This window comes from Dyella amyloliquefaciens, assembly GCF_004296575.1.
In the GTDB taxonomy this organism is placed as follows: Bacteria; Pseudomonadota; Gammaproteobacteria; order Xanthomonadales; family Rhodanobacteraceae; genus Dyella; species Dyella amyloliquefaciens.
This window is the reverse complement of record NZ_SAYT01000001.1, coordinates 872,252-887,806: the sequence shown is the minus strand read 5'-3', so window position 1 is coordinate 887,806 and position 15,555 is coordinate 872,252. Positions and strand designations below refer to the sequence as shown.

The 15,555-nt window shown below is 65.3% G+C and carries 8 protein-coding genes; 7 read left to right on the top strand and 1 reads right to left on the bottom strand.

Annotation, left to right across the window (positions count from 1 at the left end; genetic code table 11):
- Positions 1-173 precede the first annotated feature (173 nt).
- Positions 174-1,820 carry a sensor histidine kinase gene (locus tag EPB08_RS03595; RefSeq protein ID WP_130617666.1) on the top strand — a complete coding sequence of 549 codons (1,647 nt, stop codon included), beginning with the start codon at positions 174-176 and terminating at the stop codon, positions 1,818-1,820.
- A 144-nt stretch (positions 1,821-1,964) separates the two neighbouring features.
- Here the strand turns inward: EPB08_RS03595 and EPB08_RS03590 are convergent, their stop codons facing one another.
- Complete coding sequence (locus EPB08_RS03590; RefSeq protein WP_130617898.1) at positions 1,965-2,924, bottom strand: LacI family DNA-binding transcriptional regulator; 960 nt, start codon at positions 2,922-2,924, stop codon at positions 1,965-1,967.
- Between the two features lie 390 nt (positions 2,925-3,314).
- On the opposite strand from EPB08_RS03590, the gene pgmB reads away from it, so the two are divergent.
- The 6 genes from pgmB (at position 3,315) to EPB08_RS03560 (ending at position 15,525) form a co-directional block, all read left to right on the top strand.
- The gene (pgmB, locus tag EPB08_RS03585; RefSeq protein ID WP_229238197.1) at positions 3,315-6,374 is read left to right on the top strand and encodes a beta-phosphoglucomutase; all 3,060 of its coding nucleotides are present in this window, start codon (positions 3,315-3,317) and stop codon (positions 6,372-6,374) included.
- 31 nt (positions 6,375-6,405) lie between these two features.
- Positions 6,406-8,928 (top strand): TonB-dependent receptor, encoded by a 2,523-nt coding sequence (locus EPB08_RS03580; RefSeq protein WP_130617664.1) that lies wholly within the window; start codon positions 6,406-6,408, stop codon positions 8,926-8,928.
- Between the two features lie 84 nt (positions 8,929-9,012).
- Positions 9,013-10,272, top strand: coding sequence for an MFS transporter (locus tag EPB08_RS03575; RefSeq protein WP_229238196.1), 1,260 nt, complete (start codon positions 9,013-9,015; stop codon positions 10,270-10,272).
- Between the two features lie 134 nt (positions 10,273-10,406).
- Entirely contained in the window at positions 10,407-12,719 is a 2,313-nt protein-coding gene (locus tag EPB08_RS03570; RefSeq protein WP_229238195.1) for a glycosyl hydrolase family 65 domain-containing protein, read from the top strand.
- Positions 12,716-14,455, top strand: a complete 1,740-nt coding sequence (locus tag EPB08_RS03565) for a trehalase family glycosidase (protein ID WP_130617663.1) — start codon at positions 12,716-12,718, stop codon at positions 14,453-14,455. The genes EPB08_RS03570 and EPB08_RS03565 overlap by 4 nt, the downstream gene beginning before the upstream one ends.
- Positions 14,452-15,525, top strand: coding sequence for an alpha/beta hydrolase (locus EPB08_RS03560; RefSeq protein WP_229238194.1), 1,074 nt, complete (start codon positions 14,452-14,454; stop codon positions 15,523-15,525). Before EPB08_RS03565 ends, EPB08_RS03560 begins: the two co-directional genes overlap by 4 nt.
- Positions 15,526-15,555: the final 30 nt, after the last annotated feature.

Here is a 15,555-nt window from a genome sequence, read left to right as displayed (position 1 = left end):
TGTCGACATGACGAAAACCGCGCAATACGGCCGCCTATTTTCGCGGAAGAGGCCCCCGATGGAAAGGGGCATCGCCCGGGAGCCCTCTTGTGCCGGCCCCCACTGGCGCCCGTGAAGACCATGTCTATACTGGTCGGAACCGTCTTCCGGCCCAGACGAGAGTACCCATCCAGGTGTCCGACACCGTCCAGCCCGCGTACCCGAACGCCCGCGTTGCCCCCGAAGCGGCACGCCACGAGCTGCTGTTCCTCAATTGCTTCCGCCTGGCGCAGGCCCTGGTCTATGTCGGCCTGGCGCTGAGCCCACACGCCCTGGGCTGGCCCAAGCTGGCGGACGTGGGCCTGGCCCGCGGCATGGCGGTGCTGTTCCTGCTGTTCGCGCTGGGCATGCTCTCGCTGACCCGACGCTCCACGCCCTATATCCGCTGGACGGTCTCGGCCGCCCTGATCGTCGACATCATCGCGGCCGTGCTGGCCATCGCCACCATGCACGATGCCCGCATCGGCATCGCCATGATGCTGGCGGTGAACCTGGCTGCGGGCGCGCTGATCCTGCCGCTGCGCCTGTCCTGTTTCTTCGCCGCCGTGGCCACCCTTGGTGTACTGGGCCATTCGGTATTCGAGCTCCAGCACGGCGATAGCGGCATGGACCGCGAACTGCTGGAGTCCAGCCTGTTCGGCCTGGCCTATTTCGCCATCACCGTGCTGTGTTACGTGCTGAGCCGGCAGATCCGCGCCAGCGAGGCGCTGGCCGAGCAGCGCGGCGTGGACCTGGCGAACCTGGCGCAGGTCAACGAACTCATCATCCGCCGCATGAAGACCGGCGTGCTGCTGGTCGATGACGCCAACCGCATCCACCAGATGAACGAGTCGGCCTGGATGCTGCTGGGCAACCCAGCGGCAGACCAGCGCGACCTCGGCCGCGTGGCGCCGGAGCTGTCGCGCCGTCTGTACCACTGGATGACCTCGGGCAAGCTGGACGAATCGGCCACCCAGCTGGCCGACGGCGTGCCCGAAGTGGTGCCGCGCTTCAGCCGCCTGGCGCCCAACGATGACTCCCACGTGCTGATCTTCCTCGACGACACGTCGCTGGTGTCGCGCCGTGCGGAGGAGCTGACGCTGAGCTCGCTGGGCCGCTTGTCGGCCTCGATCGCGCACGAGATCCGCAACCCGCTGGCGGCGATCCGCTACTCGGCGCAATTGCTCGCCGAATCGCACGACCTGCCTCCCACCGACCAGCGCATGGTGGAGATCATCAACAACCACTGCGTGCGGTTGAACGAGATCATCGAGAACATCCTGCAGCTGTCGCGGCGCGAGCGTTCGCGCCCGGAGACGCTGGACCTCGGCATGTGGGCCAATCAGTTCGTCGAGGAATACCGCCAGGGCAACGACATCGGCGAGGATTCGCTGCGCGTGATCCAGGCCAGCACGCCGGTCGCCGCCGTCGCCGACCCGCAGCAGCTGCAGCAGGTGGTGTGGAACCTGGTGCAGAACGCGCTGCGCTACGGCCGCATGCCGGGCGAGCCGGCGCGCGTGATGGTGGTGGCGCGACACGGCGAACACGGCGTGCCCATCCTCGAAGTGATCGATCGCGGTCCCGGCATTGCGCCCAAGGTGGCCGCGCAGATCTTCGAGCCGTTCTACACCACGCACGAATACGGCACGGGGCTCGGTCTCTATCTGGCACGCCAGATGAGCGAGGCGAACCAGGCGTCGCTGGAGTACGTGCGCGTGGCCGGCGGCGGCAGCTGTTTCCGTCTGGTGCTGACGCCTGCACGCATGGGACGCGCTACCGGGGATGCCGCAGCGGCGAGCTGATGGTTTAGCCGGCCTCTTCCTGTGGGAGCGCACCCTGTGCGCGACCGCGGCGTCGCGATGTATCTCTGTGGCTGTTTTCCGGTTGCGTTGCAGATCGTCGCGCACAGGGTGCGCTCCCACAGCGAGAGGCCGCACTTCGCCGACTCACGTCTCGCGAACGATCAGCTCCACCGGCAGCACCTCGGAGTGCACGGCCTTGTCGCTGATCATGGCGAGCACCTTGCGCGCCAACAGCGTGCCGCCTTCCTGCCAGTCCTGTCGCACCGAGCTCAGCGGCGGAAGGGAACTGGACGCGATCGGCATGTCGTCGTAGCCCACCACCGATACATCGCCGGGCACGCTGCGGCCCAGCTTGTTGAGTGCGCGGATGGCGCCCATCGCGAGCAGGTCGCTGCAGGCGAACACCGCATCGAACGGCACCTTGCGCTCGGTCAGCGAATACATCGCATCCATGCCCGAGTTGAGGGTGAACTCATCGCGTCGGATCAGCAGCGGCTTGATGCCGTGCGCCGCGAGTGCATCGACGAAGCCGTTGAGGCGATCGAAAATTTCAGGGTGATTGGGGTTGCCCACAAACACCGGGTTGCGGCGCCCCAGCGCCATGAAATGGTCCGCGACCACGCTGCCGCCCTGGCGGTTGTCGCTGCCCACCACCACGTGCTCGTCGCCCTCGCCCGGCGCGCCCCACACCACCATGGGCAGGCCCAGCTTGTCGAAGCGGCGCACCGCGTCCTGGCGAGAACCCTGGCCCAGCAGGATCAGTCCATCGGCCGCCTGCACGGCGGCGGCCGTTGCGCCCTGGCGGGTGGTCAGCAGCACGCTGTAACCATGGGCCGTCAGTTCCTGGGAAATGCCGCCCAGCAGGATCAGCGGGTACGGATCGAGCATCGTGCGGTCATGCGAGGGCTTCATTTCCACGATCACCGCGACCGTGTGGCTCCGCCGCAAACGCAGGTTGCGGGCGCTGACGTTCAGCTTGTAGCCAAGGTTCTGGGCGAGCGCCTGCAGGCGCTCCCGGGTTTCGCGATTGACCAGCGGACTATCGCTCAAGGCCCTCGACACGGTGATCTTGGATACACCGGCCACCTTGGCCAGATCGGCCATGGTGAGGCTGGCAGGAAGCGACGAAACACCCTCTTCTTTCTTATGGTTACGACTCAAGACCTGGCCCCAATGTCTTGTGAATGATGTCGCGGGAGTCCGCGCCATCGCCGACCGTGGCAGCAGCAAGTGTCCCGGTTTGTGACCGACGCGTCCAACACTGGCTTGGGGGGCAGTCCGGGGACAAGGCACTCTCTGTGCGCCCACTTTCTAGCACACTCTCCTCTTCGCAATTGATATCGATATCACTCCGAATGATGCTGCGATACAGCAATTGATATCGATATCTTGATATCGATATCAATTGCTGTAAGCTCCGGCCCACTTCAAGAGCAGGGCTGCCCTCGCATGAGCCGGCCGCCCACAAAGCCGACAACGTGCCAGGGAGAGAGCGTGGATCACCATGAAACGGCGTCGGTCATGCCGCCTGCGCATAGCAGGCCTTGCGACCCCTGGCTGCTGACCCGCTGCCAGACGAACCCCGCCGCTTTCGCCCAGGACGAAAGCCTGTTTGCCCTCTCGAACGGCAGTCTGGGCGTCCGCGGCGGCCTCGAGGAGGATGACAGCCCGAGCCAGGGCTGCTTCCTCGCCGGGGCGTGGGAACGTGCGCCCATCGAATACCACGAACGCTTCCCCGGCTTTGCGGCACACACCGATACCCGAGTGCCGGTCACCGACGGCACGCGTATCCATCTGCGCCTGGGCGACACGCCGGTGCGACTGAGCGAAGGCGAATGGCTCCACTTCGAGCGCGCCCTCGACCTGCGCACTGGCTGCTACCGACGTCGCCTGCGCTGGCGGTCGCCGGATGGCGCCACGCTGGAGATCGAAGCCGAGCGCATCGTCTGCCTGGACGCGCCCGCCCTGCTCGCCATCCGCTATCGCGTGCGCTCGGTCGACTACCACGGGCCGATCACGCTGGAGTCCTCCCTCAGCACGGCACGCGATGCCGTCGAACAAGGCGACGATCCGCGCATCGGCACGCGCCTGGACGGTGGCTTTTCCACCTACGATGCCCGCGCCGAGGAAGACCAGGCCTACGTGCTCCAGCACACGGCACACAGCGGGATTCGCGTCGCCTGCATGCAGCGCCACGCCTACGACGCCAGCCAGCTCGGATTCCGCCTCGCCAACCTCGCGCCCCATGGCGTCATGCAGGTCTACGAAGGCGAGCTGATTCCCGGTGAGTCGGTCGTTCTCGAGAAATACGTGTCTTACGCCTGGACCGCGCCGCACGGCGACGATGCCGATACGACGCTGCTCGATCAGGCCGACGCCAGCCTGCTGAAGGCGCAGGAAACCGGTTACGACGCACTGCTGGCACGCCAGGCCGTGATGTTCGACATGCTGTGGCGCCATGCCGACCTCGCCGTCGACGGCGATCCGCATACCGAGCAGGCGCTGCGCTTCAACCTCTTCCACGTGTTCCAGTCGAGCAGCCGCGACGGGCACAGCAGCACCGCGGCCAAGGGCCTGACCGGCGAAGGCTACGAAGGCCATTATTTCTGGGACGCCGAGGCGTTCATGCTGCCCGCGATGGTGACGCTCGCGCCGGAACTGGCGCGCGGCATGCTCACCTATCGTTACCGCACGCTCGAGCGCGCACGCCATCACGCGCGCGAACTCAATCATGCGCGCGGCGCGCTGTATGCGTGGCGCACCATCAATGGCGACGAGTGTTCGGCGTACTTCCCCAGCGGCTCGGCGCAGTACCACATCAATGCCGCCGTCGCCTGGGCGATCCGCCAGTACGTGGACGTGAGCGGCGACCTTGGATTCCTGCGCGACCACGGCGCGGAGATCCTGTTCGAGACGGCGCGCATCTGGCTGGACATCGGGCACTTCAATGCACGACGCGGTGGCGCTTTCTGCATCCACGGCGTCACCGGTCCGGACGAATACACCGCACTGGTGGACAACAACCACTACACCAATCGCATGGCGCAGCGTCATCTGCGCGATGCGGCGCAGGTCGCGCACTGGCTGGAGGAATACGACCCGCGCTTCTTCGGTGAACTCTCTCGCCGCATCGGCCTGGAGTCGTTCGAGGTGATGCAGTGGCTGCGTGCGGCCGATGCCATGTACCTGCGCGAGGACGCCGAGCTCGGCATCTTCCCCCAGGACGACACCTTCCTCGACAAGCCGCGCATGCCCGCGCCGGCACACGGCACGGCCAAGCGCCCGCTGCTGCTCCAGCTGCATCCGCTCAGCATCTACCGGCACCAGGTCTGCAAGCAGGCGGACACGCTGCTTTCGCTGGTGCTCGCAGGCGATGACGTGTCGCGCGATGCGAAACGCCGCAACTTCGATTACTACGAAGGCGTCACGGTGCATGATTCGACGCTTTCGGCGTCGACCTTCAGCGTGATCGCCGCGGAAGTGGGCGAAGCAGACAAGGCCTGGCGCTATTTCCAGGACACCTTGCGCGTGGACCTGGACGACCTGCACGGCAACGCCGCGCACGGTGTGCACATGGCCGCGATGGCCGGGAGCTGGCTGGCGCTGTGCTGGGGTTACGGCGGCGTGCGCATCCATCACGGTGAGCTGTCGCTGTCCCCGCAGTTGCCGGACGCATGGCGCGGCTACCGTTTTGGCCTGCAGTGGCGCGGCTCGCATCTGCGCGTGGAGGTCAGCCAGTCCGGGGTGCGCTACTCGCTCACCCGCGGCGACGAAGCGAGTTTCCGCCATGAAGGCGAGCTGGTGCATCTGCGCCAGGGCGAGGCGTTGTCGTTGCCGCACTGCGTTGCCGGTGCGCAGCAAGCCTTGCGCGCGGTGATCTTCGATCTTGATGGCGTGATCGCCGATACCGCCGTGGTGCATCGCGCGGCATGGGAACAGCTTGCTCGGGAAATCGACGCGCCGTTCGATGAAGTGCTTGCCGAACGCATGAAGGGCGTGGATCGCCGCGGCTCGCTGGAGATCCTCCTCGAACGCGCACCGCGTTCATATGCCGAAGCAGAGAAGGACGAACTCAGCGAACGGAAAAACCGCTATTACCGCGAACAGATCGGCAGCTTCGGCCCCGACAACCTGCTGCCGGGTGCGCGCAGCGCTGTCGAGGCGGCGCGTAACGCCGGCCTGCGTGTCGGGCTCGCTTCGGCGAGCCGCAACGCGCCGCTGTTGCTGGAGCGGCTCGGCATCGCCGATCTGTTCGACTACATCGTGGACGCTTCGAAAATCGAGCGCTCCAAGCCTGACCCTGAAATTTTCCTGGCCGCCGCTGCTGGATTGGGCGTCGCGCCGGGCGCTTGCCTGGGCGTGGAAGACGCCGCCGCGGGCATTGCCAGTATCCGTGCTGCGGGCATGGTCGCCGTAGGTATAGGCCATCGCGAGGCCCTTGGGGAGGCAGATGTCGTGCTGCCGGGCCTGACCGAGTTCCGCATCGTGGAGTTCGTTGAAGACAAGAACCGCGCAACGGCGGAGTGTGCCGAAGCGTCGCATATCAACACGTAAAGTGGCCCGATTTGGGCGGGGAGGCACGACCATGAACACGCAAGGCATCACCCGACAGTTACTCGCAGCCGCGATCTTCACCGCCTTGGCGGTAGGCGCAACGCACGCTCAGGACGCAACACCGCAGAATCAGGGGCCGGCGCCTGCCGCTCCCACGGACGCCAAAAGCGCCAAGACGCTCGACCAGGTGGTGGTCACGGGTACGTCCGCGGCAGGCGGCCTGAAGAAGATCGACGCCAGCTACTCGGTGGTCAGCGTCAGCGCCGAGCAGATCAAGGAAGCCAACCCCAAGAGCACGGCCGACCTGTTGAAGGTGTCGCCGGGCATGTGGCCTGAATCCACCGGCGGCCAGACCGGCGCGAACATCGAAATCGCCGGCTTCCCGGGCGGCGGCGACGCACCGTTCTTCACCACGCAGATGATGGGTTCGCCGCTGTACGGCATGCCCACGCTCTCGTTCTTCGAAACCACCTCGATCTTCCGCCTCGACGACACCGTCGAGCGCGCGGAAATCCTGCAGGGTGGTCCGTCGGTGATGTACGGCGATGGCCAGATGGGCGCCACCGCCAACTTCATCCTCAAGCAGGGTACCGATGTGCCGAGCGGCAGCATCGGCATGACCTACGGCAACGAAGGCCTGTGGCGCACGGATGGCTTCCTCGGCTTCCCGCTGGGAAACAAGTGGTACGGCAGCATCGGCGGCTTCTACCGCGATTCGGACGGTGTGCGCAGCCCGGGCTATCCGGCCGACAAGGGTGGCCAGTTCACCGCCACGATCTCGCATGACATGGACAACGGCTCGCTGGTGTTCTACGCCCGCCAGCTCAACGACCGCAACCAGTTCATCACGCCGATCCCGCTGATCCAGACCGGCACCGACAACTTCAGCGCCTACCCGGGCTTTGATCCGCTCACCGACACGTACAACAGCAAGTACATCCAGCATGTGAACCTGCCGGGCTACCCCGGTGGCGGCACCAGCGCGAACCTGGCCAACGGCCGCGGCGCGAAGTTCAGCTTCATCGGCATGAATTTCGACTACGACCTGGGCGACGGCTGGAACATCTCGGACAAGTTCCTCATCGATGGCGGCGACGTCGACACCAATGCGCTTTTCTCGGGCACCAACCCGGCCAGCCTCGATGACGAGCTGTACAACCTCAGCACCGACTTCGGCGGCTTTGCGTTGCCGGCCGGCTCGGCCAAGGCCACCTACGTCAACGGCGGCGGCACGGTCGATCCGAACCAGAGCGTGATCCACCAGGGCTGGTGGTTCATCCACAAGCACCTGAAGAACGTCAACAACGATTTCCACATCAGCAAGGAAATCTTCGAAGGCAATACGCTTACTGCCGGCCTGTACCTGGCCCACTACACCGACAACGATGAGTGGAACCTCGGCAACCAGATGCTGATGACCAATACGCCGAACGCGCGACCCATCCAGGTCAGCTATGTCGGCAAGGACGGCCTGACCCACCAGCTCACCGATTACCAGGGCCTGCTCGACTACGGCTCCTACAACATCACCGAGCACGGCCAGTCGACCAACAAGGCGTTCTACCTCACCGACTCCTGGCGCATCGACAAGTGGCTGATCGACGTGGGCGCTCGCGTGGAGAACCAGGATTCCACCCTGCACGTGTGCAACACCACCAACAGGGATCTCGACGGCAATCCGCTCACCGATTACGACAATGCCGTGCCGGTCTGCAACGGCACCTTCGCCACCACCAACTACGACAAGACCCACACCTCGTGGACGTTCGGCGTGAACTACGAGATCACCGACCAGATGTCGGTGTACGTCCGCGCCAACAAGGGTGCGCACTTTGGTGACTTCGACAACGCGCTGCGCGGCAACACCACCGGCAACACGCCGCCGCTGCAGAAGGTCCAGAACTTCGAAGGCGGCTTCAAGTTCCAGAACAAGTACGTCTACGCGGACATCAGCGCCTACCACCGCCAGTTCAACGGCCTGCCCTACCAGCCGACCAACGGCGAAGGCGTGCCGGTCGGCCAGCCGCTGCTGTACGGTTCGGACTCGAAGGGCGTCAACCTGGTGGGTGCGGTCACGCCGATCGATCACCTGAAGCTGCAGCTGGTGGCCAACTACCTCGACGGCCATTACTCGCACTACTCGGCCTGTATCCCGTACGTGAACCAGGTGGCCGGCAACGGCTGCGCCTACATCGACGGCGTGCAGCTGCAGCGCCAGCCGAAGCACCGCTACATGTTCACCCCGAGCTACGACATGCCGTTCTCGTGGGGCGATGTGCTGGCCTTCGTGACCTACACCTATGTGGGTCCGCATACGCAGGATCAGTCCGGCCTGCAGCAGCTCGGCACCTACTACACGCTCGACTTCGGTATCGTGGCCAACATCCAGCAGAACTGGGAACTGCGCCTGCAGGGCACCAACATGACGAACCAGCTGGGCCTCACCGAGAGCAACTCGCGTATCTTCGGTTCGGCGGCAGGTTCCGATGGCGTGATCCTGGCCCGACCGCTGGAAGGTCGTGAGGTGAATGTGTCCGTGAAGTACAAGTTCTAAGAGAGCACTTCCCTCGACTGTTCCGGGGCCACCGACACCGTGTCGGCCCCGGAACCTTTTTGGGCCTGGTCAAACGAGGTGGGGATGAACCGGTACCGCATGATCGCCGCGCTGGCGACGATTTACATGGTCTTCGCGATCCTGCTGAACAGCGTGGGCACCGTCATCCTGCAGTCCATCCAGACTTTCGGCATCGACAAGCCGCAGGCCAGCCTGCTCGAACTGTTCAAGGACCTTCCGATTGCCGTCACCTCGTTCCTGGTGGCGTCCTTCCTGCCCAAGCTGGGCTATCGCCGCGCCATGATCCTCGCGCTGGTGATCGTAGGTAGCGCGTGCGCGCTGATGCCGCTCTATCCAAGTTTCCACACCACCGAATTGCTGTTCACCTGCGTCGGCGTGTCGTTCGCGCTGGCGAAGGTCTCCGTGTATTCCTCGATCGGCCTGCTCACGAACGACAAGGTGGAGCACGGTCGTCTCACCAACACCATCGAAGGCCTATTCATGCTGGGCGTGCTGGCGAGCGGCTGGCTGTTCAGCGCATTCATCGACCACGCCCACCCTGAAAACCCGTCGTGGTTCAACGTGTACTGGGTGCTGTCGGCGATGTGCTTCGGCACCGTAGTGCTGCTGTGGGGCGCGAATCTCGACGAGTCGGCGGCGCATGGCGGCACGGCATCGTCGATGGGCCAGGCGTTCCGGCAGATGTATCGACTGCTGATGCGCACGCTGGTCTACGTATTCCTGCTCTCGGCCTTCCTCTACGTGCTGATCGAACAGAGCTTCAGCACCTGGCTGCCGACGTTCAACAACGAGATCCTCAAGCTGCCCAATGCGATGAGTATCCAGATGGCGAGCATCCTCGCCGGCGCCACCGCGCTGGGCCGCATCCTCGCCGGGCAACTGCTGCGTCGCATGCCCTGGCACGTGCTGCTCAACCTGTGCGTGGTCGGCATGGCGGCGCTGATTGTGCTGGTGCTGCCGCTTGCACGCGAGGCCACCGTGTCGGCCGATACCGGCTGGTTCAACGCACCGCTCGCGGCTTATCTCATTCCCTTGATCGGCCTGCTGATGGCGCCGATTTATCCCGTAATCAATTCGGTGGCGCTGAGCTCGCTGCCCAAGCCTTCCCACGCGTCGATGACCGGCCTGATCGTGATCTTCTCCGCGCTGGGCGGCACGCTGGGCTCGCGCATCACCGCACTGGTGTTCTCCAGCTTCGGTGGCATCCACGCGTTCTATTTCTCGCTGCTGCCGATGACGCTGATCCTGGTGACGCTGTTCTTCTTCAAGCGCGAAACCGATCGCGCCATACCGGCACCACTGGCGCCTGAAGGCGCTGCATGAGCTTAGCCCTGCCTCAGCGCCCGGCCTCGCCACGCGGCGCGGCAATGGCGATGAGGCGAACCTGACCGCAGCTCACCGTGGTTCGTCGCGGCGGAAGATCCATGTTTCTGCCTCCTAACCCAGGATAGCCAACGATGCATCGACGCCATCTGCCAAGCTTCGTGACCGCCCTCATCGGCGGACTTCTGATGGCCGGCGGATGCCACGCCACCGACGCGAGCTTTCTGCTCACTGCGACGGAGAAGGATCTCGCCAACTACTTTCCCGGCCAGCTCGGCAATGGTTTCTTTTCCACGCTCACCTCTCCGCGCGGGACCGAAGGCAACCTGTCGTACATGATCGGTTTCATGGACTACGCAAAGGGCGACGTGTCGCGTCCCGCCGCGATTCCTGGCTGGACCGGCATCGACTACAGCACGGGCCCGTCCCACGCCGGCCAGTTCTGGCTTAACCAGGTGGACATGGACGGCGCTCGCTTTCGCGACTACCGCCAAGTGCTGGACATGCACGATGGCACGCTCACCACCCGCTATCGCTATGTCGACGGTCGCAAGAGCACGGACATCGAGGTGGTGTCTCTGGTCAGCCAGGCATCGCCGCACCTGGCCGCCAGCCGGTTCACCATCACGCCGGACTTCGATGGCGAGGCGCAGCTCTCCTTCGCGCTAGACCTGTGGGCGCCGCATCAGCCGCGCTTCGCCCTCGGCGAGATCGACGGGCCGCAGATGCAGGAAACCGTCGCCGCGCATAACCTGAAGCTCAAGGCGATACCTCCCGATGTGCCGGACCGTGCGCCGCTCTGGTATCACGGGGATACGCATGTACTGGCGGCCGATGGCGACACCAGGGCGCTGACGTTGTGGCTGGACGGCAGGGCTGAGCAAGGCCACGCCATGGCCGAGGCCGTGGCGATCGCGCTGCCGGCGGGCATGCAGCCGAGCGACGTGAAGCTTCACCACACCGACTACAAACTCTCGCTTGAGCTGCGCGCGATGGTGAAGAAGGGCAAGACTTACGCCTTCACCAAGTTCGTCGCCGCCTCGCGTGAACGCTGGGGCGGCGATGCGAAGCAGGACCTGGCGCTGGCCATCGACGCACGCAAGGCCGGCTTCGATGCGATGCTCCAACAACATCGCGATGCGTGGCATGCGTTGTGGAAGTCCGACATCGTGATCGATGGCGACCCCAAGTCGCAGCAGATCGTCCACTCGGATCTTTACTACCTGCTGTCCAACGCCGCGCCGGATACCGCGTGGCCGATCGGCGCCTGCGGCATGACGCCCGGCTACACCGGCCATGTGTTCTGGGACAGCGATACCTGGGTGTTTCCCGCACTGCTGTTGCTTCATCCCGAACGCGCGAAGTCGCTGGTGATGTTCCGCAGCGAGACATTGCCCGCCGCTCAGAAGCGCGCGAAGGGACGCGGCCTGCGCGGCGCGATGTACCCGTGGGAGGCCGACCCCGACAATGGCAGCTCGCAGACGCCACATTTCGCCTGGGTGCTGGACGAACGCGAGATCCACGTCAACGCCGATGTCGCCATCGCGCAATGGCAGTACTACCTGGCCACGCAGGATCGCGGCTGGCTGAAGCAGCACGGCTGGCCGGTGATCCGCGCCGTCGCCGATTTCTGGGCCAGCCGCGCCACCTACGTGCAAGCCACGCAGCATTACGAGATCCAGCACGTCACGTCGGTGGATGAGGACTACGCCGACGTCCCGAACGACACCTTCACCAACGCCGCCGCACAGAAGGTGCTGCGCATCGCTACGCAGGCGGCGAGCCTGATGGGCGAAACGCCCGATCCCCAGTGGGCCAAGGTGGCCGATGGACTGGTGCTGCCGTTCGACGAGAAGGAGGGCCATCACCTCGACTTCGACGCCTCGGTGCCACACGACATCGACTCGTGGGGCGGCAGTTCGCTGCCGATGCTGAGCAACCCGTCGCTGGACCTGCCGATGGATGCGCAGACGCGGCGACGCAACTACGACTATTCGATCGCGCCTATCACCCGCTCCAGCCGCGACCCCAACAGCATGGGCCTGATGCCGCTATCGATCGCCGCGGCCACGGCCGGCGACGCCGCGGCGGCCAGTGACTGGTATACGCGCAACATCACTGCCAACGTGCTCAAGCCGCCGTTCAACGTGCGCACCGAAACGGCCACCAACAACACCGGCTACTTCATGACCGCCAGCGGCGGCCTGCTGCAGAACATCCTCTACGGCTTCAGCGGCCTGCGCATCCGCGACGAGGGCCTGGTGACGGCTTATGCACCAATGCTGCCCGATCATTGGCGCTCGATGACGTTGAAGCACATCATGTTCCGGGGGCAGCGACGCGACATCACGGTGGACCGGGACGGTCAGGGGCAGCCGCGCCTGATCCGTCGCAGCGCCGATACACCGACTTCCGATCCTCACGCCACGACCAGGGAGCAGCCATGACCGGCCCACACAGCTCGTCCCTTCGCCCAGACACGTTGGCGCCGCAGCATTCTTGCCGTATCGGGCTTCGTGTCGTCGCGCTCGCCCTTGCCAGCACCTTTGCGGTGGCGTCGATGGCGGCCACGCCCGACCCGGCCAGGACGCGTGCCTACATCGACCACGCCTGGACCACGCTGACACGCTCGCAGGAGGACTGCGCGGCACTCACTGACACCAAGGTCGACAGTCATCCGGTGCTGTACGTGCCTGCCGACATGCCGGTGCCATCGGAGGTGGCGGAAGTAGGCAAGCGCTGCGGCGTGGACGTGCGCCCGCTGCCGCACAAGGTGCAACAGCTCGGCGACATCGACACCAACGCGCTGCCCCAGCAAGGCCTGCTCTACCTGCCCCATCCGTACGTGGTGCCAGGCGGCTTCTTCAACGAGATGTACGGCTGGGACAGTTACTTCATCCTGCTGGGCCTGGTGGCCGACCATCGCATCGACATGGCGAAGAACATGGTCGACAACGCCCTGTTCGAGGTGGAGCACTACGGCGGCGTACTCAATGCCAATCGCACCTATTACCTCAGTCGCTCGCAGCCGCCGTTCCTCACCCAGATGATGGTCGCCGTACTCGGTGATCCCAAAGCATTCCCGAATGCCGATGCGCGGCTGCAATGGCTGACACAGGCCTACCCGCTGGCCGTGCGCAACTACGAGATATGGACGCGCCCGGAGCATCGCGCCGGCGATACCGGTCTCGCGCGCTATTACGACCTCGGCAGCGGCCCCGTGCTGGAGGCGAAGGACAGCGAGTACTACAAGGGCGTGATCCGCTGGCTGCGTGCTCATTCGTCGCAGGATCCCGGTTACCTGCTCAAGGCTTCCGAGCATCCTGACGACGCCGAAGCCGCCAGGCTCAAGGACAGCAGCTGCGACGTGCGCGCCTCGAAGGTCTGTGAAGGCGCGTGGGTGGACGGCTATCGCCTCACCGCCGACTACTACCACGGCGATCGCGCCATGCGCGAATCGGGCTTCGACACCAACGCGCATTTCGGACCGTTCGGTGGCTCGACCCATCACTACGCCGATGTCAGCCTCAACAGCCTGCTCTACCGCTACGAGCTCGACCTGCGCGCCCTCGCCCTGCAACTGGGCAAGGCCGGCGATGCCGACCGCTGGGCACGGGCCGCCGAGGCACGCCGCGAGGCGATGGACCGCTATCTGTGGCGCGAGGATGCCGGCATGTATCGCGACTACGACTTCGTGGCCGGCAAGCCTTCGCCTTACCCCTACGTCACCACGTTCTACCCACTGTGGGCGGGCACGGCCACGGCGCAGCAGGCTGCCGAGGTGCGCGGCAAGCTGTCGATCTTCGAGCGCAAGGGCGGCCTGAGCATGGATAACCGCGCGGAGGGTGTGCAGTGGGGCGCCCCGTTCGGCTGGGCGCCGACCAACTGGCTGGCCGTGGCGGGCCTCGACGCCTATGGCTTCCACGACGATGCCAAACGCATCGCCGGCAAGTTCACCACCACCGTGGACCAGGGCCTGGCCGACGACGGCACCATCCGCGAGAAATACAACATGGTGCTCGGCAACGCCGACGTGAAAGTGAGTGCCGGCTACAGCGAGAACGTGGTTGGCTTTGGCTGGACCAATGGCGTGTACCTGATGATGCAGCAGGTGATCAGCGGCGCGGCTACGCAGCCCGTCAACAAGCCTGCCGAGACAGCACCACCGGAGAAGCTGCCATGAAGCGGTCCCGTTGGCTGAAGCCCTGCATGGCGCTGTGCCTCACGCTTCCACTGGCCGCCCTGGCGCAGCAGCCGGACCAGCCGACGGTGGGCGCGGATGCCGGCATCCACGCTGGCAGCATCGCGGTGCCCTATTCCGGCTTTGCGTCTCCAGAGGCGCGTGCCTTTTTCCCGAAGATGCTCGCCGCCGGCAGCAAGGCGCCGCCCATCACCGGCCCGATCGAGCAGAGCCGCGCGTTCTACGACCGCATGAACAGCGATCGCGCCGCCCGTATGGAAAAGCTCTATGCGGTGAAGACGCACAAGGCATCCATCGGCGGCGTCGGCACCGACGTGGTCGAACCGGCCGACGGCATCTCGGCGCAGAACCGCGACCGCGTGCTGATCAACCTGCACGGCGGCGCCTTCCTGTGGGGCGCGCACAGCGGGGGCCTGGTGGAATCGATCCCGATCGCCAGCCTGGGCCACATCAAGGTGATCAGCGTCGACTACCGCCAAGGTCCGGAACGGGTGTTCCCCGCCGCCAGCGAGGACGTGGAGGCGGTCTACCGAGCCCTGCTGAAGCAGTACAAGCCCGCCAACATCGGCATCTACGGCTGCTCTGCCGGCGGCGTGCTGACCGGCGAGGCGGTGGCCCGGCTGATCGACCGCAAGCTGCCCGTGCCCGGCGCCATCGGCACGTTCTGTGGCTCGCTGGTGAATATGGAGGGCGACTCGGTCTACGTCGCTCCGCTGCTCAACGGCCAAGCCGTGCCCGAGCACCCGCTGCGACTGAACGACCTGCCCTACTTCAAGGGCGCCAGCCTCACGGACCCGATGGTGTTCCCGGGCCAGTCGCCGGCCCTGCTGGCCCAGTTCCCGCCCACCCTGCTGATCACCGGCACCCGCGACATGGCCATGAGTTCGGTGGTCCAGAGCCAGACCCTGCTGGTCCGGGCCGGCGTCCAGACCGAGCTGCACGTCTGGGACGGCATGTGGCACTCGTTCTTCTCCGACCCGGAGATCCCGGAGTCCAGGGAGGCCTACGAGGTCATCGTGAAATTCTTCGACCGGTACCTGGGCCAGAAATAAGCCGCTGCGACAGGTCAACCTTTGCCCCAC

What these genes read in the sequence shown, in the direction of transcription:
- EPB08_RS03590 (WP_130617898.1), bottom strand. Translation starts at nt 2,924, where the DNA reads ATGGCCGATCTGGCCAAGGTGGCCGGTGTATCCAAGATCACCGTGTCG.
- EPB08_RS03580 (WP_130617664.1), top strand. Translation starts at nt 6,406, where the DNA reads ATGAACACGCAAGGCATCACCCGACAGTTACTCGCAGCCGCGATCTTC.
- EPB08_RS03575 (WP_229238196.1), top strand. Translation starts at nt 9,013, where the DNA reads ATGAACCGGTACCGCATGATCGCCGCGCTGGCGACGATTTACATGGTC.
- EPB08_RS03570 (WP_229238195.1), top strand. Translation starts at nt 10,407, where the DNA reads ATGCATCGACGCCATCTGCCAAGCTTCGTGACCGCCCTCATCGGCGGA.
- EPB08_RS03565 (WP_130617663.1), top strand. Translation starts at nt 12,716, where the DNA reads ATGACCGGCCCACACAGCTCGTCCCTTCGCCCAGACACGTTGGCGCCG.
- EPB08_RS03560 (WP_229238194.1), top strand. Translation starts at nt 14,452, where the DNA reads ATGAAGCGGTCCCGTTGGCTGAAGCCCTGCATGGCGCTGTGCCTCACG.